At 48.5% G+C, this 22,266-nt stretch carries 15 protein-coding genes; 6 read left to right on the top strand and 9 right to left on the bottom strand.

Annotated elements, in window-relative coordinates; translation table 11 throughout:
* Positions 1-586 precede the first annotated feature (586 nt).
* The 4 genes from LQ777_RS26175 to LQ777_RS26190 are packed head-to-tail and all read left to right on the top strand — an operon-like array spanning position 587 to position 6,560.
* Entirely contained in the window at positions 587-3,031 is a 2,445-nt protein-coding gene (locus LQ777_RS26175) for a TonB-dependent receptor domain-containing protein (protein ID WP_232563331.1), read from the top strand.
* Positions 3,032-3,035: 4 nt separating this feature from the next.
* Complete coding sequence (locus tag LQ777_RS26180) at positions 3,036-4,484, top strand: ABC transporter permease (RefSeq protein WP_232563229.1); 1,449 nt, start codon at positions 3,036-3,038, stop codon at positions 4,482-4,484.
* Position 4,485: 1 nt separating this feature from the next.
* Positions 4,486-5,838 carry a DUF3526 domain-containing protein gene (locus LQ777_RS26185; protein ID WP_232563230.1) on the top strand — a complete coding sequence of 451 codons (1,353 nt, stop codon included), beginning with the start codon at positions 4,486-4,488 and terminating at the stop codon, positions 5,836-5,838.
* 20 nt (positions 5,839-5,858) lie between these two features.
* Positions 5,859-6,560, top strand: a complete 702-nt coding sequence (locus tag LQ777_RS26190) for an ABC transporter ATP-binding protein (RefSeq protein WP_232563231.1) — start codon at positions 5,859-5,861, stop codon at positions 6,558-6,560.
* A 112-nt stretch (positions 6,561-6,672) separates the two neighbouring features.
* On the opposite strand, the gene LQ777_RS26195 is transcribed toward LQ777_RS26190, so the two are convergent.
* Together LQ777_RS26195 and LQ777_RS26200 are read right to left on the bottom strand one after the other, a co-directional pair.
* Positions 6,673-8,295 carry a GAF domain-containing hybrid sensor histidine kinase/response regulator gene (locus tag LQ777_RS26195; RefSeq protein WP_232563232.1) on the bottom strand — a complete coding sequence of 541 codons (1,623 nt, stop codon included), beginning with the start codon at positions 8,293-8,295 and terminating at the stop codon, positions 6,673-6,675.
* Positions 8,296-8,915: 620 nt separating this feature from the next.
* Positions 8,916-10,811 carry a YgiQ family radical SAM protein gene (locus tag LQ777_RS26200; protein WP_232563233.1) on the bottom strand — a complete coding sequence of 632 codons (1,896 nt, stop codon included), beginning with the start codon at positions 10,809-10,811 and terminating at the stop codon, positions 8,916-8,918.
* Between the two features lie 737 nt (positions 10,812-11,548).
* On the opposite strand from LQ777_RS26200, the gene LQ777_RS26205 reads away from it, so the two are divergent.
* Positions 11,549-12,235: a CAP domain-containing protein gene (locus tag LQ777_RS26205; RefSeq protein WP_232563234.1), complete on the top strand. Its 687-nt coding sequence runs from the start codon at positions 11,549-11,551 to the stop codon at positions 12,233-12,235.
* A 607-nt stretch (positions 12,236-12,842) separates the two neighbouring features.
* Positions 12,843-13,826: a substrate-binding domain-containing protein gene (locus LQ777_RS26210; protein ID WP_232563235.1), complete on the top strand. Its 984-nt coding sequence runs from the start codon at positions 12,843-12,845 to the stop codon at positions 13,824-13,826.
* Between the two features lie 261 nt (positions 13,827-14,087).
* On the opposite strand, the gene LQ777_RS26215 is transcribed toward LQ777_RS26210, so the two are convergent.
* The 7 genes from LQ777_RS26215 to LQ777_RS26245 form a co-directional block, all read right to left on the bottom strand.
* The gene (locus LQ777_RS26215) at positions 14,088-14,999 is read right to left on the bottom strand and encodes a ThuA domain-containing protein (RefSeq protein WP_232563236.1); all 912 of its coding nucleotides are present in this window, start codon (positions 14,997-14,999) and stop codon (positions 14,088-14,090) included.
* A gap of 85 nt (positions 15,000-15,084) precedes the next feature.
* Positions 15,085-16,473, bottom strand: a complete 1,389-nt coding sequence (locus LQ777_RS26220) for a glycoside hydrolase family 140 protein (RefSeq protein ID WP_232563237.1) — start codon at positions 16,471-16,473, stop codon at positions 15,085-15,087.
* A 26-nt stretch (positions 16,474-16,499) separates the two neighbouring features.
* A complete protein-coding gene (locus LQ777_RS26225) occupies positions 16,500-17,417 on the bottom strand; it encodes a sugar phosphate isomerase/epimerase family protein (RefSeq protein WP_232563238.1) in 918 nt (305 codons plus the stop codon).
* A 19-nt stretch (positions 17,418-17,436) separates the two neighbouring features.
* Positions 17,437-18,330 carry a phytanoyl-CoA dioxygenase family protein gene (locus LQ777_RS26230; protein WP_232563239.1) on the bottom strand — a complete coding sequence of 298 codons (894 nt, stop codon included), beginning with the start codon at positions 18,328-18,330 and terminating at the stop codon, positions 17,437-17,439.
* 127 nt (positions 18,331-18,457) lie between these two features.
* Positions 18,458-19,618: a Gfo/Idh/MocA family protein gene (locus LQ777_RS26235; protein ID WP_232563240.1), complete on the bottom strand. Its 1,161-nt coding sequence runs from the start codon at positions 19,616-19,618 to the stop codon at positions 18,458-18,460.
* 2 nt (positions 19,619-19,620) lie between these two features.
* Positions 19,621-20,478 (bottom strand): sugar phosphate isomerase/epimerase family protein, encoded by an 858-nt coding sequence (locus tag LQ777_RS26240; protein WP_232563241.1) that lies wholly within the window; start codon positions 20,476-20,478, stop codon positions 19,621-19,623.
* Between the two features lie 87 nt (positions 20,479-20,565).
* Positions 20,566-22,257, bottom strand: coding sequence for a RagB/SusD family nutrient uptake outer membrane protein (locus LQ777_RS26245; protein WP_232563242.1), 1,692 nt, complete (start codon positions 22,255-22,257; stop codon positions 20,566-20,568).
* Between the last annotated feature and the right edge of the window lie 9 nt (positions 22,258-22,266).

The raw sequence follows: 22,266 nt of genomic DNA on the forward strand, positions 1-22,266 counted from the left end.
AATTTGTTTACCATCTAACACAGCCCTTTACTTCTCATCGGGCTCACGGCTTTCTTTGATCAATCATCCAGGTTTTCTTCTGTTTCAGCTCCAACAGCCGCACCATCAGACGTGCTCCTTTAGCTTTATCCGACAGCTTAGCCGTTGAACGAACCGCAAGGCTCACCAGCAGTGCCTAAATCAGTCAGGATTACATTGCCCGCTAGCTATTCGCGTGCGTATAGGGACTTCATAGCCTGTATTGATGCAACTACGCTGCAAAAAAAGGCCAGACTTATTGGTATTGTTAAGTTTTTAACTCATTTTTGCAACATTGTTGCATATTTGATAATCGTTGCCGTTTTATGACTCCATTGCATATCCAATCCTGCTTGTAAATCAGGACTGGGAAACAGTTTCCATTACCGGATCTAGTACTTCATCTCGTTAACGGGCAGTTCGTCAACCAGCCAAAACGCTTTCACCCCTAGAAAGCTACCTAGTCCACATTTCCAACAGCTGCATTTGTTGAAGCGTGTGAAAGCCCTGCTCAACACCAGTCAGCTCACTTTTTTAATCGCCATTTGCTCCCATGAAACTCTATTACATGAAGCACTTATTTACCTTATTTCTCATAATAACCCTAGGATGCGTTCAGGCACAGACCATCACGGGTAGTGTGACGGATGCCGTTACGGAGCAAGCTATCGTCGGTGCCACGGTCCGCTGGTTAAATTCGCAAACCGGAACGGTTACTGACTCCGCCGGACGGTTTAGCCTGTCGGGGCAAGGTATGCTACAAGTGTCGTTTGTTGGCTACCAAACGCTCACTGTCAGAGCCCGAGAACGCTTTTTTACGGTAGCCTTGATTCCAGATACAAAAGAGCTGCAAACCGTTGAAGTGGTGGGTCGAGTAGCCAAAGACTACAATAGCGAATACTCATTTTCGGCCACAAAAATTGCGGCACTCAATAAAGACATCCCACAGTCAATCAGTACGGTAACGAAAGAATTGATCGCCGACCGGCAGGCGTTTCAGCTGGCCGACGCCGTCAAACTGGTTAGTGGGGTCATTCCATCGAGTTACTACAATCAGTACGCAATCCGTGGCATTAGCCAAAACGAAGAAGGTCAGATTATCAATGGCATGCGTACACGCCAGTACTATTTTCTTCAACCGCTAACGGCCAACATCGAACGGGTGGAGGTGCTGAAAGGACCCGCTTCAGCGTCGTTTTCGTCGGTCGATCCGGGAGGCAGTATCAACCTCGTCACGAAAAAACCCTTGGCCGTTCGTCGGAACGAAGTAAGTTTAAGCGTGGGCAGCTTTAGTACGCTACGGGGAGCACTTGATTTTACGGGTCCGCTCAACGACAAGAAAACGCTGTTGTATCGGGTAAACGGAGCGTATCAGCAAGCCCGCAGCTATCGCGATCTGGTCGGTAACCAATCCTTTTTGCTGTCGCCGTCTTTTTCCTACATCCCCAATACCAAAACCGCCCTCAATGCTGAACTCATTTACAGCGACATGAATGGGAACCTGGACCGGGGGCAACCTATTTTCGGAGCGGTAGCGGGAGTAACAGATTTAAATAGTACGCCAATCAGTCTGAATCTAGGCGCACCGAACGATTTCTTTCGCTCGAAAGAATTGATCATGATGGGAAATCTGGCGCATAAGTTCACCGACCGGATCAGTCTGAACATGGCTTATATGAAACAGACGTGGTCCGAAAATTTGCAGGAACATCGTACGACCAATGCATTTGGCGTTGATCTTACGGGGCAACCCGTTCAGTCGCTGGCGGCCATGCAGTTTGTGCAACGTCAGCAATATTGGAACGTCGACAACCTGAGCAGTTATCTCAATTTTGATGGGAATACAGGTGCGATCCAACACAAGCTATTGATTGGCTATGATCTGAATCGCTGGCAAAAGCTAAAAGGAGGTGGACAGAACGCTGCGCGGGGTTATCTGCTGAAAGACGGGTCGGTAGCGGCTTCGTTCGTTGTAGCCAACGCAGCTAATTATCAGACCCAGACCGTCGCGGGTGTCACCATACCGAAACCGAACGTCCCGCATTTTGATTTAGCCAATCCGACCTACACCATTCGGAACGTCGAGGATTATGTGCTCAACGTTCGGACGGCGTTGCAACCCGCCTTGACGACAACCAAAGCAATCTATATTCAGGATCAATTGACCTGGCATAACCTGATTCTTTTGCTGGGACTGCGCCAGGAATGGTATGAAGATATTACCAATTTTAACGCCCCGAATCCGATTACGGTCAACAAGTCTGCCTTGCTACCCCGGTTGGGCATCACCTACGCCCTGACACCCCAAGTAAACGTATATGGCACGTATTTACGAGGCTACCAACCCCAATCGAACACAGTAACGTTGTTACCCGTTGCCGCTCCGACTGGCAGCACGTTCGATCCGCTGGAGAGTGATTTAAAAGAAGTGGGTCTTAAAGCCGATTTGTTTGGAAATCGGGTTCATATTACCTCGGCGATTTACGAGATCAACCAGCGGAACCTGTTGATGAATGCCAATGATCCAGCCAATCCAGACCTGTTGGTTACCAGGGGCGCTGAACGAAGCCGGGGCTTTGAACTCGATCTTGCCGGTTATCTGACACCCAACTGGCAAATCAATGCTTCGTACAGCTTTATTGATGCCATTATTGTCAACGATCGGGAAGCTTCACTGATTGGGGCTCGCAAGCAAAACACACCCCGACACAGTGGTAACCTCTGGACCCGCTATAACTTTTCGTCCAACTCCGCGCTGAGCGATCTGGGCGTTGGGCTTGGCGTTCAGTACAGCGACAGCAAGATTCCCTGGTTTTCAAGGGCGTTCGAGGTTCCTGCTTACACGCTGCTCGATATGGCCGTTTATTACACACCCCAGCGAAGTAACGTACAGGTTGCGCTCAACGTCAACAATTTGACCAACAGGACGTACTGGATCGGCGCTCAGAACTACCTGCGCCTGTTCCCAGGAGCTCCCCGTACGACAATGTTAACCCTGACTTACCGCTTTTGATACGATGCGTCTACGGAAAGAACGACTGATTGCCGGGCAAGTGTGGGATACCGTGTTCACAAACCGGATTGTCCCCTACCTGGGCTTGTTTGTAGGACTGCTGATTACGTACGCAGCTTATTCGGGGTGGGTCAGCTTCCGCCAGCAAAACCAACTGCGGGCCGCTTATCAACAGCAGGCCCGGCATGATTGGCTGAACAATCCCGATAAGCACCCCCACCGCATGGCGCACTACGGCCACTTTGTTTTTAGACCGAAAGCCCCATTGAGTATGTTCGATGGAGGTATGGAAAGCTTTCTGGGCAGCACCCTGTTTCTGGAAGCGCACAAGCAGAATTCGGTCAACTTCTCCGAAGCAGGTTTTTCAACTGGACTGCTGCGTTTTGGGGAGATTAGTCTGGCCATGATTCTTCAATTGTTACTTCCCCTGCTCATTTTTTTTGTAGGCTTTAGCAGTGTCGCTTCAGAACGAGACAACGGTACGCTAAAGATCGTTTTGAGTCAGGGGGTAAGCGGACAGGCACTCCATGTCGGCAAAAGCCTTGGTCTGATAGGCGTCATGTCAACTCTGTTTATTCCGGTCATGCTGACAACGGTGGTGCTGTGGTTAATAGCGCAGAACGGCACAGTAACGTTGGATGAAGCCATCCGGCTCGGGTTACTCGTCGTTGCCTACTTCGTATACCTGACATTTTTCTGCCTAATAGCGGTTCTCGTTTCGGCGCGTAGTCGATCAGCAAAAGCCGCTTTAGTCACGCTGATTGGTCTATGGCTGATGTTGACACTGGTGTTGCCCCGAGCCTCACAAGCGTTGGGAGCTACCTTGTTTGCCGCCCCTTCAAAGGTGGCTTTCTTCGACAAAGTTGGCGAGGATGTGCACAAAGAAGGGGATAGTCATAACCCCAACGATCCGCACTATAAAGCCCTTAAAGATTCGCTGCTGGCTGCGTATCGAGTTGACTCCGTTCAGCAGCTACCATTTAATTACAGTGGCTTTGTGATGGCCGAGGGTGAAAAAATCAGTGCTACTATTTACAACCAGCACTTCGACGAACTATTGACTATCTACGACCGACAGAACGAATTTTCGCGGGCTGTAGCCTTTCTGGACCCCTTCATGGCAATCAGAAACCTGTCGATGGCACTGTCGGGTACCGACTACGCCAACTATCTTGACTTTGGACAGCAGGCCGAGCAATACCGGTACGATATGGCTCAGAAACTCAATGTCTTGCAAATGAAATACGTCAGTAATTACAAACCCGGCCCTGGCGATCCACCGATTACCATCGACAACAAGCATTGGGAAGAAATTCCTGAATTTCACTACACTAAAATGAGTGTTCGCTCGGTGCTGGCCAATGAACCGATTTCTCTCTTTGCGCTAGCTTTCTGGGCGTTTGTCCTGCTTTATCTCGTGCATCCCCAGTCAAAAAATCTACGCGTCGTTTAAGATGATCTCACTAGCGTTTAAGCAGTTTATTCGAACAGGAGGAGTTCGGATCGGCCTGTCCTTTCTGCTCATCGCGGGCATAGCCAGTTTGCTGGTCGGTCGGCAATTTGTGCTTCGGCAAAATCAGGCTATCGCCGATGTGCAGGCTTTTCAACAGAAAGACTTTGTGCAAAAGGCGGCACTGCACCACGATGATTTGGGGTTGTTGCTGTATTATCTGAAATTTTCCCTGATCAACGAAACATCGCCACTGGCAGGACTGTCCATTGGTCAACGCGACGTAAACGCGTCGGTGCAGAGTGTGACGATTCGGGCGCTGGAAGGCCAGAAATACGACGCCGACCTGAACAACCCTCTGAATCTGCTGCTGGGTAACCTCGATTTTAGTTTTGTGCTAATCTATCTGTTTCCCCTGTTGATCATTGCCTTTACGTATAACCTCATCTCAGAGGAGCGGGAAAGTGGTACCTGGAAGTTGGTAGCGGTCCAGAGCCAAAAACTGTTTACCGTTGTTTTACAGCTTTTTGCCATCCGAGCGTTGCCCCTGCTTAGCGTATTGCTTGTCATCCTGCTGCTGGCCATTCCGATATTGGGTATCTTTTTCGATACTGCTTTTGTGGTCTTGGTAGCTACCTCAGTGCTGTATGGGCTATTCTGGTTTAGCGTTAGTTTTTGGGTCGCTTCGCTGAAACAGACCTCCGCCGTCAATGCCATGCTGCTGCTTGGTATCTGGCTGAGTCTCGTCATTTTACTACCAGCGTTGATCAACACTTACTTGGAGAATCGCTATCCGGTTCCTGAAGCCTTGGCAACTACGCTGAAACAGCGAAAGGGATACCACGAAAAATGGGACATGGACAAAAAAACGACGCTGGAAGCCTTCTATACGCATTACCCACAATTCAGAAAACTTCCCGCTGCGATCATGGAAACGGATTGGCGTTGGTATTATGCGATGCAGCAACTCGGTGATGACGAGTCGGCACCGGAGTCGGGCGAATTACGGGCGAAACTACAACAGCGGGACAACGCCAGCCGAGTTATTGCTCAGTTTGTTCCTACGCTTCACACGCAGCTTCAATTCAACGAGCTAGCCCGTACAGGATTAGGTAACCAGCTACGGTTTCTGGATCACACCACCCGCTTCCACGAAAAGCTACGGCTTTATTTTTACCCCAAAATATTCACCAATGCTCCGGTTAAAGCCGAACGATGGACGGACTTTCCGGAGGAAACCTTTTCTGATTCTGAGCCAATCCGGCCCGCAATCATTCTCGGGCCCTTGCTATTATTTACTACCCTGCTGGCCACTTTAGGCTGGCGGAATTACAGAAAAACCTTGTACAGCCTTTAATCTTCTAATACGTTACTGCCATGCTGCAAGCCATTGATCTTACCAAACGCTACGCCCCCGAAGCTCCCCCCTCCCTGAATGCATTGAACTTAACGGTCAACGCGGGCGAAATTTTTTGTCTGCTGGGTCAGAACGGAGCCGGTAAAACCACCACCATCAATCTGTTTTTGGGCTTTATTCAACCCACATCAGGGAAAGCTACGATCAACGGGCTAACCGTGGCCGAGCATCCGCAGGAAACCAAAAAATTTCTAGCTTACCTACCCGAAACGGTCATGCTGTACCCGAACCTGACGGGCTTGGAAAATCTACAATTCTTCTCCAAACTGGCGGGCTTTTCCTACAAGACTGATGAGTTGACCTTGTTTTTAGCAGAGGCTGGACTGCAAACCGAAGCCCACGCTAAACGGGTTGGCTCCTATTCAAAAGGTATGCGCCAGAAAGTAGGCATTGCCATTGCCCTGGCTAAACAAGCAAAGGTCTTGTTGCTTGACGAGCCGACAAGCGGCCTTGATCCGAAAGCTTCGAACGAATTTTCGGATTTACTATTGAAACTAAGTGACAAAGGAACGGCCATTTTGATGGCTACCCACGATATTTTTCGTTCTAAAGAAGTTGGTACGCGCATTGGTATCATGCGAGCGGGGCACCTGGTCGAAACGTTACCAGCCGCCGACCTGACGGCGAATGAACTTGAAGCAATTTATCTACAGACCGTATAACGACACCTAACCGGACGTATCATTACAGGTTTACGCTACGAACAGATCGCTATGCCATTTTCTAAGCCTGTTTAGGCTAACATATGGAAAAGCTTAATCAGGCGGTGCCTAATTAAGCCAATTCGGTCAGCGTGTGCATCAGTTCGTGGGGTAAAAAGGGTTTTCGCAAAAACGAATGAAACCCGGACGCTTTTACCCGTTCCATTGTTTCAACACTATCATCAGCGGACAAAGCGATAATGGGGATTCCGGGCTGCACGGTCTGTAAGCGCTGGGCTAGCTCATAACCGTCCAGTTCGGGCATGTACAAGTCTAGCAGCATGGCCCGGTACGAAGTCGTTTTAGCCGCTTCCAGCGCATCGAGCGGTGAGTTAAACGTATCTACCCGACCACCATTTTTGCCGATAAAGTGTGATAGCACCTTTGTATTCAATGGATTGTCGTCGACCGCTAGAAATAAATCTTCTGCGCTGAGCAGTGCGCCATTCGGTTTAATTGCTACAGCTTCGGCAATCGGTAATACCAGCGAAAACCCAAACGTTGACCCTTTTCCTTCCTGGCTGCGTACTTCCAGCTTACTGCCCATCATTTCCAACAACTGGCGTGTTATCGCTAAACCAAGCCCCGTGCCACCGTAAAGCCGAGTAGTTTCGGCGGAAACCTGCGTGTACTCGTTGAACAACATAGACAATGATGCCTCCGGTATACCAATCCCGGTATCGGTGACTTCTAGTCTTAGGCTTACTTCCGAAGAGCTGATCGATTCGACCTGCACCGCTATGCGTACCTCACCCACTTTTGTAAACTTGAGGGCGTTGTTTACTAGATTCAACAAAACCTGCAACAAACGAGTCGCGTCGCCTTCCAGCCGGTTTGGTAATTTGGGATCGATCTGGGTAACCAACTGAAGATTTTTCTGCTGTGCCTGCCAGGACTGCATCTCGACTGCCTGCTGAATCAGCTCTTGCAGCGAAAATGGCATCTTCTCCAAAGCAAGTTTGCCTGCCTGTAATTTACTGTAATCCAGAATGTTGTTGACGAGCCGAACGAGTGTGCGCCCGGTCATCTGTAGACGCTGAAGTCCCCCTTGCTGATCTGTCCGGGGTTGCTGATCCAGCAGAATTTGCGTATGCCCTTCTAACGCATGCAGGGGAGTCCGGATTTCATGACTCAATGTTGCTAGCAAATGCGCCTTTTGACGAGCCAATTCCTCCGCTTCTGCACGCGCCCGACTAAGTTGATTATTTGTCCGGCGTAACTCCATCAGCAACATGACCTGATCGGCTAAGGCCAGCATCGCCATTTGTTGGGATGGACTCAGCTTGCGGGGTTGGTGATCGATGACGCAAATAGACCCAATAGCCATCCCCTCGGCTGAGAGTAGCGGAATACCCACATAGAAAATAATGTTCGGCTGACCAATAACGGCTGGATTATCGAAAAAACGGTTGTCTTTCGTTGTGTCTTCCACTACCAATGGATGCACGTTTGTAATGGTATGCGCGCAAAGTGAAATTTCCCGTGGAATATTTTCAACCCCCAGCCCGTGAAACGATTTGACCCACTGCCGCTCCCGGTCAATAAAGCTAACCATAGCAATGGGCGTTTGACAGAGTTGAGAGGCAATATGAGAAACGCGGTCGTATTCGATTTCTGGGGCAGTATCCAGTAAATTATATTGGTATAACGACTCTAACCGTTTGGTTTCATTGACAGGAATAGGCGCAACTAACATACGAAGTAGATTATTAAGTACAATTACACATGAAAGGTAAGCAATATTTGCTTATCTACTTCCTGCTGCATTGGTTAATATTTAGTATACCATCGCTACAATATTTTCAACAAAGGTGCTTGCGTTGTAACGTATGTATAGTTAATTACTCAAATATCAATAATAAAGTTATTAGTAGGCAAAGAACGATAAAAATTAATACATCTAGCAACCTGTGAGCCGCTTAATGTAAGGTGCACATTTACAATATCTTATAGTACCACAACTAAATTTATAGGGTGATTTATATACTAGGTAAACTTAGCTTATTTTAAAGCGCTATCCTCCTTTTGCGCCCTAACGTTTTCAGAGCAAAACAATAGTTTAACGCCTGATAGATCAAGCCTCATTTTTACTATTCATATACCTGATTACTGAGTAAAATTACCCAATGGTCCGCTACTAAGCTACGCTGGATGATGATACAACTCCGTTCTCACTTACCTGTTTATCAGGCACTAACGGCAAAGACCAGCCGGTTTTAGGAATGCCTTCAGCAAAAACTTCAAAAACAGAAATACCATCCTTCTTGCCGTATACACAAGCGAAAAAGGATGGTACTCAAGACTGCAAACGCGCTTTTACCGTTTCTTCTTACCGAAATAATTTCCTTGGTTTTTCGGCTTACCTGTGTTATCTTTTTTTGGACTACCCAGCAACCGCTCCACCAAGTCTGGACGTTTCAGCTTGTTGAGCCGATTCCGAATCCAGTCTTTGTGTTCAGACTTGTACCAGAAGAAATACCGGTTTTGCGATAGCTTTTCCTCACGCGTTTTCGCCGTTTTAACGGGTTTCAGCGTGTACGGGTGAACGCCAGAGTAATAGATTACTTCGGCCACCGTCATGGGCGTCGGCGTAAAATCCTGTACCTGTTCCAGCTGAAAACCGAGATCTTTGGTTTCGGCAGCCAGGTTTGCCATATCCTGTTCCTCACAGCCGGGGTGCGACGAAATGAAATAAGGAATCAGCGGCTGTTTGAGGTTATGCTTTTCCTGAATTCGGTCGTACTTTTGCTTGAACAGCTTGAAATATTTGAACGATGGCTTCCGCATGATGCGCAGTGTATCGTCCGCCGTATGTTCCGGAGCAACCTTCAACCGACCCGAGACATGGCGCGTGGTGAGCTGTTCCATGTACTCATCGTGGTTACCGTCTTCGTTATTTTTATTAAAGTCGTCAACCAACAGATCGTACCGCACGCCCGAACCGACAAAGGCTTTCTTAATAGCTGGGTTAGCGTCGACTTTGCGGTACAACTCCGTTAACGGCTTGTGCGATGTATCGAGGTTCGAGCAGATAACCGGGTGAATACAACTTGGACTCTGACAGCGGGCGCAAATCGATTCGTCTTTGCCCTTCATCTTGTACATGTTGGCCGACGGACCGCCTAAGTCGGAAATGTAGCCTTTGAATTCCGGGTGTTTCGTGATCTCGTCTACTTCTTTCAGAACCGACTTTTCGCTTCGGGACGCGATGAACTTGCCCTGGTGTGCAGAGATCGTGCAGAAACTACAACCGCCGAAACAGCCCCGGTGCATATTGACCGAGAACTTGATCATCTCGTACGCTGGAATCGTTCCCCGCTTTTTGTATTTCGGGTGCGGCAGACGCGTATAAGGCAGGTCAAACGATTTATCAATTTCAACCTCGTCCATTGTTTTGAACGGCGGGTTGATCACCAGCACTTGGTCACCTACTTGTTGTATGATCCGGTTGGCTTGCCACTTATTTGATTCTACTTCGACAATCTTGAAGTTAGCTGCGTACTTTATCTTATCCCGCAGGCATTCTTCATGGCTCGTCAACTCAACCGTATTCCAGCTATTGTAATCGCGTAATTCCGTGCGGTTATCGTGCAGATAAGCTACCTGATTGACGTTCCGCATGGAGGAAAAGGGGACGCCTTTCTGTACCAGCTTCAGGATCTCGCGCAGAGGTTGCTCACCCATACCATACACCAGCATATCCGCTCCGGCATCGACCAGGATTGACGGCATCAGCTTATCCTGCCAGTAGTCGTAATGCGTCACCCGACGAAGGGACGCTTCGATACCACCGAGTAAAACGGGAACATCGGGGTACAGTTTCTTTAAGATATTGGTATAAACAATCGTGGCGTAATCAGGACGGAAGCCCGCTTCGCCACCGGGCGTATAAGAATCGTTCGAACGCAGTCGCTTATTGGCCGTGTAATGGTTAACCATCGAATCCATACAGCCCGCCGTGACACCAAAGAAATACTTGGGACGGCCAAATTTTTTGAAGTCGCGAAGATCGTCCTTCCAGTTAGGCTGAGCAATAACAGCCACGCGAAAGCCTTCGCTTTCCATGATGCGCCCAATCACAGCGGTTCCAAAAGCAGGATGGTCTACATAAGCATCCCCTGATACCAGCACAATATCAACTTCATCCCAGCCTCTTTTCTCGACTTCTTTCATTGTCAGAGGCAACCAATCTGTAAGGGGTCTTTCAATCATGAGTACGTGAAACTATCTCCTCAGAAAACGTAGATTCTGCGAAATAATTCAATGATCTATAACGAATTGTGATTATTCCCGGCAGTTATCTTGATTGTCAGAGCGATGTTCTAAAACATCCGTATAGAGACCAACAACGAACCTACTGGCTCACGCACTGAAAGACAAAGCCATTGGCCCTTGATTCAGTTGCGTTGAAATAAGCATGGCTCTACCCAAAAATAGCTTCTATGAGGTAGTCCGATTTAGCAGCACACTGAATTTGTCCGATGTGTGTAATGCTGCTGTTCGAGCTGGTCAGAACTTTTGTAGCCCAGCGACGACCGAACTGCCGGAGCAGTTTAGTAGGAAAATTATCGAACTGGTTTCTGGCTCAAGCTGATTTAAAACTCAAGCGTCCGGGCATGTTAGGCTACACAATTAGTTTTCGGATTTACGAGTCATATTACAACAAAGTCACGGACAAGTAAAAGGCATTAGCGGGTATTATCACGCTAGTTCATCCAAGCGAGCTTTATCAGCAAAGCGCCTACGGTCGACCATAAACCGAAAGCTTCGAACGGGACCGCAGTGGCGACGATCAGCCAGCCGTCTAGCGGACAGTTATTGTAAGTAGTCCGTCTCTAAAACTTCCTTTAAGCCCCAGAAAGATTGACAGGATCTGATCACCCCAAGAGGCAAGTAAATGGCTGTGTTTAAATGCTTTTGCGCTCATCTACTTAGCCCGGCTAAATCCTATGAACTGGTGGGTGCTTTTCCAATTCTTACAATGGGTTTCTTCGACTAAGAACACGCCTGATCTATACCTGCTCAACGATGAAGTGTTTTTTGCTCAGTCAAGTTGCCATCAACCCATCAATCTGGACCAACCAGATACGCTCTTGCTCGACGCAGCTTTATTTCAGGCTACTAATGAAGCGCGACGAGCGGCAAAAATGCCCATTCTTCTTTATAATCAGTCGTTGGATAAAGCGGCTCGCCATCATGCCCAATCCATGATTCGCTTTGATTTTTATAGCCATCAAAACTATCACCAACTAATAGCTATAAACCCGGTTAAGCGGATTGAGAACCAAACTAAATTCATCAGTCGTCTAGCCGAAAACATTGGTCAATACTCGACCATAAACACCACCGATTGGTATGGGGTACGTTTCAACAGGCGGAGTAAACGCTATGAATATCTTGATTTGGAGAACCAAACGCTTTGCCAGCCTTACACGTATGCGCAATATGCACGTTATGCCGTGCAGCAATGGCTGAATTCGCCCCATCACCGAGCTAACCTGTTAAACCCTTCTTTTACCCATCTTGGCACTGCCGGTCGTCTTTCCATCGATCCTTATCAACAGCGTCAAGCCCCCTTTGGACGGTTAGTTCAGAATTTTGGCTCATTCAATTTGTTAGCTCAGGAAAGCCGATAACCATCTTTTCAATTTCCTACGTTGTATAGACACTCTATCCAGGAAGCTAGTTCAGTTGAATGGGTCAGCCTGCTATTAGGCAACGTCCAAAGGTTGCTTGTACTGAAAGTGATTACGAATACACATCGCCAACAGGTCAAGCTGCTACGCCCCTAATTCTTTTTATTTTCTGTCCGTACCTGATAAACCTTAGTCCAGGTCATTACCAGTCCAAGCTTTTTTTGAATAGCGTAAAGCTGATCGTTTGACAGAACGCTCCCTGAAATGAAGTCCTTTGTTTAATTGAAGCGGCCTATCGATGATTCGGGTAAGCTAGTCTAGTATTTTAGCGATAAGATTTGTGCCTAATTGTTTGTTGACCACCTGCCTCACGTTCTATTACTGACCAATAGTATCCTCTCACGAAAAATAGAAACATGCTTAGTAAATATTATGGTTGCGCTACTCAAAATTATACGAATATAGGACTTACTATTTCACCCAATAAAAAGCAAATTTCACTAATTTTGAGAAAACACAGATCGCCATCAAACATAAGAACAAAACGATAGGTATCAAGGATATTGCCGAACGAGCCAACGTCTCAATTGGCCCCGTCGACCGTGTTTTGCATAACCGGGGTGGTGTATCCAAAGAAACAACCGAACGTATTCTGAAAGCCATTGAAGAGCTGAATTACCAGCCCAATCTTATGGCCAGTCGCCTTAAATCGACAAAAGAATATTTGCTCGCTGTGTTGCTCCCTAAGGCTACTGCTGATATACCATTCTGGAACGAGCACATTGTTGGTGTTACTCAGGCCGAAAAAGAAATCAGTTCATTCGACGTTTACACCAAAGTATTCTACTTTGATCAAAATAGTAAAACATCTTTTCAGGAGCAGGTTGATGAGATCATAGGCGACACGTTTGATGGTGTCTTTATGGTACCCGTTTTTTATGAAGAGTCGGTGAAGCTGATTACAGACTGTAAGGAGCGAGGTGTTCCTTGCCTGTTGTTCGACACTAATATTCCAGATCAGAACACCACTTGTTTCATTGGGCAAAATGCCTATGATAGTGGTTTTCTAGCGGCTGAACTGTTTAGTTACTGTTTACCTAGTGACTCCTGCGTGCTTATCGTTAATATTGTTCAAGAACACGACAACTACCTTCAGTTCGATCAGCGCGAAGAAGGGTTCAGAGCGTTCTTTGACCAACTTCCGCAACCCCATTCGTTTGAACTCGTTAAGATGGAATCCCGGCAGGGCATGAAGGAAGAGTTCGAAGACAAGCTAACGAAGCTCATCCATGACAATCCGCGTCTGAAAGGCATTTTCACCGTCAACGGCGTTCAGCATATTGCCCCCATTGTTGAAAAACAGAACCTCACTGGTCTTACGCTTATTGGGTACGACATTATACCCCAAACGATTCACTATCTTCAAAACGGCATCATCAACTTTATCATCAGTCAACAGCCTAAGATTCAAGCGTATAATGGCATAAAACTGCTGTACGAAAACGTACTTCTAAAAAAACAGCTCAATAAAAATTACTACCTTCCGATCGATATTGTCATGAAATCGAATCTGAAGTATTACACGAAATAACGCGAGTAATGGGGTTTTTATCGATAATCAATTCATTAGGCGCCACTTTTTTTGTCATCCCGAGGAACGAGGGATCTTCGGGAGCAGGTATTTTATGTCATTACCGAAAATCCCTCGTTCCTCGGGATGACTCACGTTAAATAAAGTCAACGTAGCTTGGCTTCAGTTCAGATACCGGTCGTTCAATATGCATCGCAGGAGCAGCGGCCGATCCATTCGGCAACTGTATACCATCAAAAGCTGACCCATACAGCGACAAAATCATTTCAAATACTCCTGAATCTGCTTATCGGTGTAGAATTTTGATTCGACCCCACCGGCGGGTACTTGCCCCCCGGCAGCCCATACAATGGCATTCAGCAGCATTTTTCTGTAGTTAGGCTCCTCCCAGTTGGCATAAAAGTGACCGCCCGTAAAACCGAATCCTCTCCCACCGTTTTTGCGCTCCACCGCCCAGGCCACCGTTTGTTCGTCAACGCCTGACAGCTTAACGGTTAGTACTGGTTTCAAGCGAGTATCCTTCTCCTGAAAATGAATCTTATAGTAGAACTCCTCGCGAAGCTGGAAAGGGACTAGACCCCGTGCAACGGGATGCACGGCAGGTTTACACAGAGCCGTCTCCGTAGTGATGGCTGAGTACCAGGCTTCTTTTCCCGAAGCACCCGGCTTTCCAGTTTCATAGTCGAAATACCCCCCTACCCACTCTAAAAACGCCTGGCTATGAGACTGTGGCGCAAAGGTAGAATAATGCATAAGCACCAGGCCACACCCTCGCTTCATCTGCTTCTCCAGGATGCGCCAATGGTCACCCACAAAAAGTGGATCATTGGCCATACCGAAATCGCTCCCGTCAGCATACATAAAAATAACGTCCGCATCGTCCAGCGTAGACGGATCGGCGGGCCATCCGTCGGCGTGTACTTCGGTTGACACACCGTTCACGTTTGGCGCCTGGTCCAGCATTACCTTGAGTAACCGTACCGATTTGAGGTATTCGTGTTCGCCGGGGTTATGTGATTTCTTACCCGCGATCAAGACGATCTTTTTGGACTGTTTCGCTGATTGAGCCACCGTGCCTTGCGCCAGCAGACCACACATCGATAAGACCATGACTACCGTCACCCAAGTTTGTAGAATGGCTTGAGGTATTCGTTTTGCCGGACTAATTTTCATGAATACTAACTTTTTAAGCATCACCCAAAGAATAGCGTTAGGGGATTTTCTAGACAATGGAGTACATAAACGGACCCGCTTCGCTCTACAATCTGGTAAACCGCTGGCTGGCATCGTCCAGGATCAATACCCAGTCCTGATCGTTGCCTTGCGTTGGTGGTGTAAATTTCTGAATACCCGTGTTTAGATACGTTTTTCCCGCAATAGCTGTGCCGGTGCGTGGGTTGTACCAACTGGCTTTGACTTTCTTTCCTGATAGGATACCCATCTTTACCTCGAATGCTTGACCGGATGACGAGTAAATGAACGCATAGCCATTACCGCGCGTCGCCTGAATACGATTTTTAGGGTTATCGGAGTTCGTTACAACCATCGACTGATCCGGAATGCGTTCCAGAAAGGGTCGTGACTCCATCAGCTTCCGCACATACGTCATCGAGATTGCACCTGGCAAATCCAGCGATTCAAACCAGGGTTTGGCAGGGTCAATGTAGTGTTTCCGACCGGGCTCATACATTTGCCAGACGCTATTGCACCCGTACGTATGGCCGTGGGCTCCTGCAAATAAATCCTGATAAGCCTTGCGCCGTACGTCGTTTACATCGGCATAGCCATTCTTCTTCAGATCAAAGCAAACCGGTATATCCTCGTACAAAGGCTCTCCGTCCATGGTCGGTTTGGTCGGCGATAAATTGTAGTCGTGGCTTATCTTCTCCCAAACGTTCACATCCGGGCAATGGCCCGTCTGCAACATGTTGAAGTCTAGCCAATCATCCTGGTGAAACCAGGTCGACGATCCCGTTTGCGGATGAAACGTCATCAACACGTTGTCTTTACCGCCAGCCGCTTCTGTGACTCCATTGGCCAGCGCCCGCCAAACCTGAACGTCGTTCGAGCCCTTACGAGGGTTACGATCACCGCCGATTATCCAGATGATGTTTTTCTTTGCTTTGTAGCGATTGCCAATAAATTTACCGTATTGGTAGCTGTTTTGTTCGTTGAAAATTTCTGGCCCTATTCCCCATTTATCCTTATTGATTTTATCACCCCAGGTTGGTAGCAAAGCCATGTGTAACCCAAGCTTCTCTGCTTGCTCAATTATGAAATCGACGTGCTTAAAATAAGCTTCGTTCGGTTTTGTCGGGTCTGTATCCACGAAGGGCACCTGTCCATACGCGTTAGGATCGCGCAGGCCGTCATGTTCCGCCAGTACGACGGCCTGAATAACCGTAAAGCCTTTATCCGCCCGGTTCGTTAAGTATTTGACGGCATCTTCCCGGTTAAGGCGGTGGAGAAGTTCCCAGGCCGTATCACCTAAGTAAAAAAAGGGCTTGCCGTTGGTATACATTAGAAAACGACCATTGTCACTCACACGCAAATCCGACTGCGCGTGAGCGACCGTTGGCATCAACGTAATACCTACCATCAGGCTTAGTACCAGTACTGCAATAAAGGGTGAAATGGAGACTTTCAAGTAGGGTAATTGATTAATGAGCAAATCTAGTTGTACGTTTTAAGCGCTGCCGAATCCCCCATCTTCTTTAGTTCGCGTTTTAGGCCATCCATGTTCATACGCAAGCCCACTTCGGCGTCGGGTGCAGTCTCTTCGTTGATAATGCCAATCGGACCACGGTACCCACTCGTCTTGAGGATGCGCATCATGTTCAATTCGGCGTCACCCTGACCAATGGGCACCACTTTGACTGGTGTACCCTTCTTCAGTCCAGACAGGTTTAGGGCCATCAGGTGCGGCAGCATCTTAGGCAAGAAAACAGGAAAACGGTCGATCTGCTCTTCGGCGTGGTGGAAGTTATAGACGATTCCAATGTTTGGCTTTTTAAGGAAGTCGATGATGGCGAGTTGATTCTCGGGTTCGCCAAACCAACCGCCGTGATTGTATAAACCGACAGTGCAGCCAATTTCGGCGGCTTTGTCAGCAATATAGCGCACGGGTTTAGCTACTGCTTTTATCTTCTCGTCTTGCGTCATGGCGTCCAGTCCTTTTATACCGCCGATCATGCACCAGATCTGCGTTTTCACGTTGTGCCGCTTCAACACATTCAGCACGGCCAGCAAGCCTTTATCGGTTTCGGGATTAGGACCTGAATAAAGCCAGAAAGCCTGCAAATCGATGTTGTGTTTTTTAAGCGCATCCAGTTCGGCGTCAAACGTAGGAATGTGCTTCTCGCGCCAATCGTAGGCCAGTTTGGTAATACCGAGGCTATTGAGCATTTGCGCCCGTTCTTCAGGTCCTCTTTCTTTGACATCGAACGGGACAATGCACCAGGCGACCAGATTGTCTCGCGCGTAGATGTTGTTCGTGCTGCCCTTTCCCTGTCCGTTGACGGTCCGACTGCCCATCGTTAGCAGGAAAAGGGCGACAGTTAGTAATGAATTGATGTGGGGCGATCGTTTCACAAGCCTCATTATAAAAAAATTACACCAACTGCTCGTCTGGAAAATTATACGCGCGTTTCCAGGTTTGGCTCATGTCGGGATACTGCTCACGACAAGCCAGGTATTCTTCCATCATGCCACGCATGGTAGGACTGAGCGTTGTCATGTATTCCGGCGTAAGCAGATCACCGTTCAGCAGGTAAAAATGCCAGGTTGGTGGGTACGCAGCACTGTGGTATCCCATGTGCAGGGTCCTGCGCGGAATTTTCATCGTTTCCGTAAAACCCCGGTGAATCAGGTTGTTGTTGTACAATACGGCTTGCCCGGCTTTCAACGGGACCGCGATTCCACCCGGCATTTCGACGCCAATGGGAGCATAATGCTTGGAACCCTGGAAAGCCTGATTTTCGGCTTCCGTGTTCGGGCGATTATGACTACCCGGAACAACCCATAGTGAATTTTCGTCCACCAAGGGTAGGTTGATCTGTACACTATTGTGGAACCGCTCGGGCGAAAACAACCAGTCTTCGATTTCAGCCTGTGGAATCTGAATGATGTCCCGGTGCCACCCTAACGAGTATTCCGTACCCTCATTGGCGGCCAGAATAGAGGCATTGTTCACAATGAGGTTCGGTCCAATTAGTTCTTCCACCGCTTTTAAAATGACCGGATGATGGAAGGCGTGGTGGATAGTTTCGGTTCCGGGCTTGGTCAGTAGATGAAAATAATATTGTCGCGCTTCTTTGCCAAAATCCCGAATTTCATCACCTAGATGCTGAAAAGACGAACTCCGTTTCTCCGTATCAGCCGATTTAACTTTGGGACTGATTAACGCGTCCATCAACGCTCTAAATTCACCGATTTCAGTCTCGGTCAGCACGTCGATGATCACGTAGCCATCCGTTTCGAATTTCTCTTTGTTAGACACACTCATGGCATTGAGATTTAAGTTGTTTATTGAAAATACATTAGATTATTTTTTGTCATGCTGACCGGCAGCATGACAAAAAACGTACATGCAGAATACTCTGAATTATTTGTGCTTGAGTACTTAGTTAGTTTTAATTGAGTTTAACGCGCTGACCTGTCGCAGCTGATTCAAGACCCGCTTCGAGCACGGTCAGGATTCGTAAGCCATCCGAAAAATTCGGTTCAATTGGTTTATTGCCGTCGATAGCCCAAAGGAAGTCAACGACCGCATGCACAAACGTGTGTTCGTAGCCAATGATGTGCCCCGGCGGCCACCAGCCCTGCATGTACGCGTGAGTGGGATCAGTAGCCTGAATCGTCCGAAAGCCTTGCTCACCGGCCTCGTCATTTAGCGAATAGTATTGCAGCTCATTCATACGCTCCAGATCGAATTTGACACTTCCTTTGCTGCCGTAGATTTCGAAGGTGAGGCCGTTCTTTTTACCGGTGGCAAAACGCGTCGCTTCGAAAGAGCCAACCGCACCGTTTTGAAACTGAACCAGCATCAAAGCCGCATCTTCAACCGTAACAGGGCCTTTCTGGTCACCGAGCGTTTCAGCGGTCAGGTTGCCCGACGTTGATTCATCGGCCAGTGGACGTTCGGTAACGAAATTGGTGGTCAGGGCCGAAACCGTGTCTATGTCGCCGATCAGGAAATGCGCCAGATCGACAGCGTGCGAATTCAAATCCCACTGCGGACCGGCTTGTGCGGTTTCTTTTCGCAATTGCCAGGTCAGCGGGAAGTTGGGATCAACAATCCAGTCCTGCTGATACGCGCAACGCCAGTGAAAGAGCCGACCGAGCTTACCAGTCTGGATCATTTTCTTAGCCAGCAGAACCGCTGGCAAACGCCGGTAATTGTGGTTGAGATAATGGGTTACGTGATTTTCTTCGCACACCCGCAGCATTTCTTCGGCCTGCCGGCTGTTCATAGCCAGCGGCTTTTCGCAAAAGATATGCTTTCCCGCCCGTGCCGCAGCCATGGCTACTTCGTAATGGAGATTTTGAGGAAGGGCCACATCGACAATGTCAATATCGGGTCGGGCGATCATTTTCTTCCAGTCAGTTTCGGTTTCCTCCCAACCCCATTTCTGCGCAAATTCCTGTAAAGACGCCTGATGCCGTCCGCAGGCCACTTTTAGCACCGGCTGGCTTGGCACATCGAAAAATAAAGGAGCCTTTTTCCAGGCATTACTGTGGGCGCGGCCCATAAATTTGTAGCCGACGATCCCAATGTTGAGTTGCTTTGCCATGTTTAGAGTCCTGCCGTTATCGTTCTGAGTGCCTGAATACTTTGCCTGACCACGTCCTCTTCCCGGTCTGTGTAATCGGGATGCAGAAAATCGACCTCCACCGCCAGAAAACCGGAGTAGTTGTGCTGACTCAATAGCTGTGCGAGCTTTTCATTCGGAATCAGACCTTCACCCGTGGGTACGCAGGAAAAGAAGTACCACTCATTGACCGGAACGCCCTTGACGGGTCGTAAATCCTTGATGTGCGTCGCATACACGTAAGGGGCCAGCTTTTCCATCGCCTGAATCGGATCATCCAAAACCCGCAGGAAATTACCGGAATCGAAGTTTACCCCGAAGTACGGTGAGTTCACTCCTTTCACGAGCTGCAAGATTTCGTCGGAGTTGTAGTCGATGTGATTTTCAACGGCTAGCTTCACGCCATTACGTTCGGCAATCTTGGTCGCTTCCGTAAACATCCGGGTCAGTTTTTCCAACTGCGGCTCGTGCGGCTCGAAGCGGAACATCAGGCTACTACCCACAACGCGCATCACATCGGCACCAATCAGCCGGGCGTATTCGATGTGCTGTACCATTTCGTCGAATGCCCGCTCATTGCTGCCTCCTTCCAGACCATCGGGGTGACCCCAGGCGTACACCCGATCCATGCCGGATGCATCAAGATGCGCTTTTACCCCTTGCAGATACGAATCGTCAAACTGGGGTATAAAACAGGATTCCAGCGAAACGCCGTCAATGCCGAGGCCATTAATTTTCGTCAGAAAATCCTCAAACGAAAGGCGGTGCTCGGGTTGATTTTGTCCGGTGTACACCTCGCCAAACAAACGGTGATAGCAATAACTATCGATGCCTACTTTCATACAATACGGGTTAATTGTTCATCAAACAGTCGTAGCCGTTGCCTTATTTTGGGTACGAAGGCAACGGCTACCCAAAAACTATGTTACTTACCAACCCGGATTGTTTTCATTTATACTCGTATTACCGTTGATTTCATTCAGTGGTATCGGTAACAGCAAGTGTTTTTCCTGACGACGCTTGATGATATTGTTGGCATCAATATCAATTTCGTTCATGGCTTGCAGGTAGATACCCCAACGCCGTAAGTCCCAGGCACGGTGACCTTCCAGCGCTAATTCCCGCTGACGTTCCTGGAGAATATAGGATCGCAATTGTTGCTGGTTCAGGGTTGGTGCGGGACTAGCGCCACTCCGGGTACGTACGGCATTGAGTGCGTCATAAGCCGCTGGTGTGGGTCCGCTTACTTCATTTTCCGCTTCGGCAAAAATTAGCAACGTCTCGGCGTAGCGGATAAACGGAAACGGCATATCGGCCCGCTGAACCGTGCGATCAGCAACTTGCGCGTACTTGCTGAGTTTGGCTACGTGAAACTGATCGGGCGAATAAATATCCGTTGGCAGATAGCCTTCACGCGTGGAAACGGTCGCGCTGTTTTTTACCTTCAAGCTGTCTTTACCCGGATAATAATGCCAGGCTGCATTACTGAACATGCGCCAACGGTGCTGAACCCCGTCCGTAATCCGCTGGTCGTTGTCGCCGAATAGCTCGTACCAGTGGTCCGACATACCGTACAGCGCTCCGTCGATAGCTCCGTTTGCCATCAGAAACCCTACGTAATGATAGGACAGGAAATTGCCGAATTGCTCAGAACCCGAAATAGCGTTCATCTGCCAGAGATGCTCTCCCCGGTTGCGATTCGCAATGCTCCAGACATCCATGTACTTTGAAAAAAGGCCGATAGGCGAACCGGCTTTTTGCATGTCGATCACTTCCTTGGCTTTTTGACGGGCCAACTCAAAATACGCAGCGGCATCGAACGACTCATGACCAGCTACCACCTGCTTGGTATAAGTATGCGCCGTTGGTGGAATCCGGCGTCTCACGTTACCAACGGTTTCATATTGTTTGCCACCCAACACGGTAACCTGCGCTCCCTTCAACGCCCCCGATGCCATCGTGAGGTAGACTTTGGCTAACAGCGTCTTGGCGGCTTCCTGACTTAGCCGACCCGCTTCGTATTTGGCATTCGTGCGGGTATACAGCAATTGCTCCGCCTGCTTCAGATTCTCAACGATATGCGTGTACACGTCACTTACGGAAGCGCGGGGCTGGTTGGCGTTCTCGCCTTCTGTAACCGATTTCCTGAAAATAGGGACGGGTCCAAAGGCTTTTACCAGTTGAGCGTAGGCCCAGCCTTTCAGAAAGTATAGCTGACCGAGCGCATTGTTTTTCACGCCCTCGTCAATCGTCATCTTATTGATCTTGGTGATGGCGTAGTTGCTCCGTTCGATCAGCGTGTAGGGGCCACCCCAGAACGTGTTGATGTCGGATGTAGACTGAAAGTTACCCGCCCCCATGGCCTGAAAAGCAAAATCTTTTCCGGTAATGTCATCGGCATCAACTTCCAGTGGCCGATTGTACACGGCATAGGCAAAAAACGATCCGCTGTTCAGCGTATTCAGCACACCGTTGACCCATAGTTTCGCATCGGCCTCGGTAGTCGTACCAATCTGGTCAGGACCAACAAACGAGTAGGGTGTTTCTTCCAGTGCTTCTTTGCAGGAGGCACTGCTCAACAGGGCGATCAGCAAACTGGTGACTACTTGTATTTTTTTCATGGCGAGGTA

Source organism: Spirosoma oryzicola, assembly GCF_021233055.1.
Classification (GTDB): Bacteria; Bacteroidota; Bacteroidia; order Cytophagales; family Spirosomataceae; genus Spirosoma; species Spirosoma oryzicola.

What these genes read in the sequence shown, in the direction of transcription:
- LQ777_RS26235 (WP_232563240.1), bottom strand. Translation starts at nt 19,618, where the DNA reads ATGGCAAAGCAACTCAACATTGGGATCGTCGGCTACAAATTTATGGGC.
- LQ777_RS26240 (WP_232563241.1), bottom strand. Translation starts at nt 20,478, where the DNA reads ATGAAAGTAGGCATCGATAGTTATTGCTATCACCGTTTGTTTGGCGAG.
- LQ777_RS26215 (WP_232563236.1), bottom strand. Translation starts at nt 14,999, where the DNA reads ATGAAAATTAGTCCGGCAAAACGAATACCTCAAGCCATTCTACAAACT.
- LQ777_RS26245 (WP_232563242.1), bottom strand. Translation starts at nt 22,257, where the DNA reads ATGAAAAAAATACAAGTAGTCACCAGTTTGCTGATCGCCCTGTTGAGC.
- LQ777_RS26205 (WP_232563234.1), top strand. Translation starts at nt 11,549, where the DNA reads ATGAACTGGTGGGTGCTTTTCCAATTCTTACAATGGGTTTCTTCGACT.
- LQ777_RS26200 (WP_232563233.1), bottom strand. Translation starts at nt 10,811, where the DNA reads ATGATTGAAAGACCCCTTACAGATTGGTTGCCTCTGACAATGAAAGAA.
- LQ777_RS26175 (WP_232563331.1), top strand. Translation starts at nt 587, where the DNA reads ATGAAGCACTTATTTACCTTATTTCTCATAATAACCCTAGGATGCGTT.
- LQ777_RS26190 (WP_232563231.1), top strand. Translation starts at nt 5,859, where the DNA reads ATGCTGCAAGCCATTGATCTTACCAAACGCTACGCCCCCGAAGCTCCC.
- LQ777_RS26195 (WP_232563232.1), bottom strand. Translation starts at nt 8,295, where the DNA reads ATGTTAGTTGCGCCTATTCCTGTCAATGAAACCAAACGGTTAGAGTCG.
- LQ777_RS26230 (WP_232563239.1), bottom strand. Translation starts at nt 18,330, where the DNA reads ATGAGTGTGTCTAACAAAGAGAAATTCGAAACGGATGGCTACGTGATC.
- LQ777_RS26180 (WP_232563229.1), top strand. Translation starts at nt 3,036, where the DNA reads ATGCGTCTACGGAAAGAACGACTGATTGCCGGGCAAGTGTGGGATACC.
- LQ777_RS26185 (WP_232563230.1), top strand. Translation starts at nt 4,486, where the DNA reads ATGATCTCACTAGCGTTTAAGCAGTTTATTCGAACAGGAGGAGTTCGG.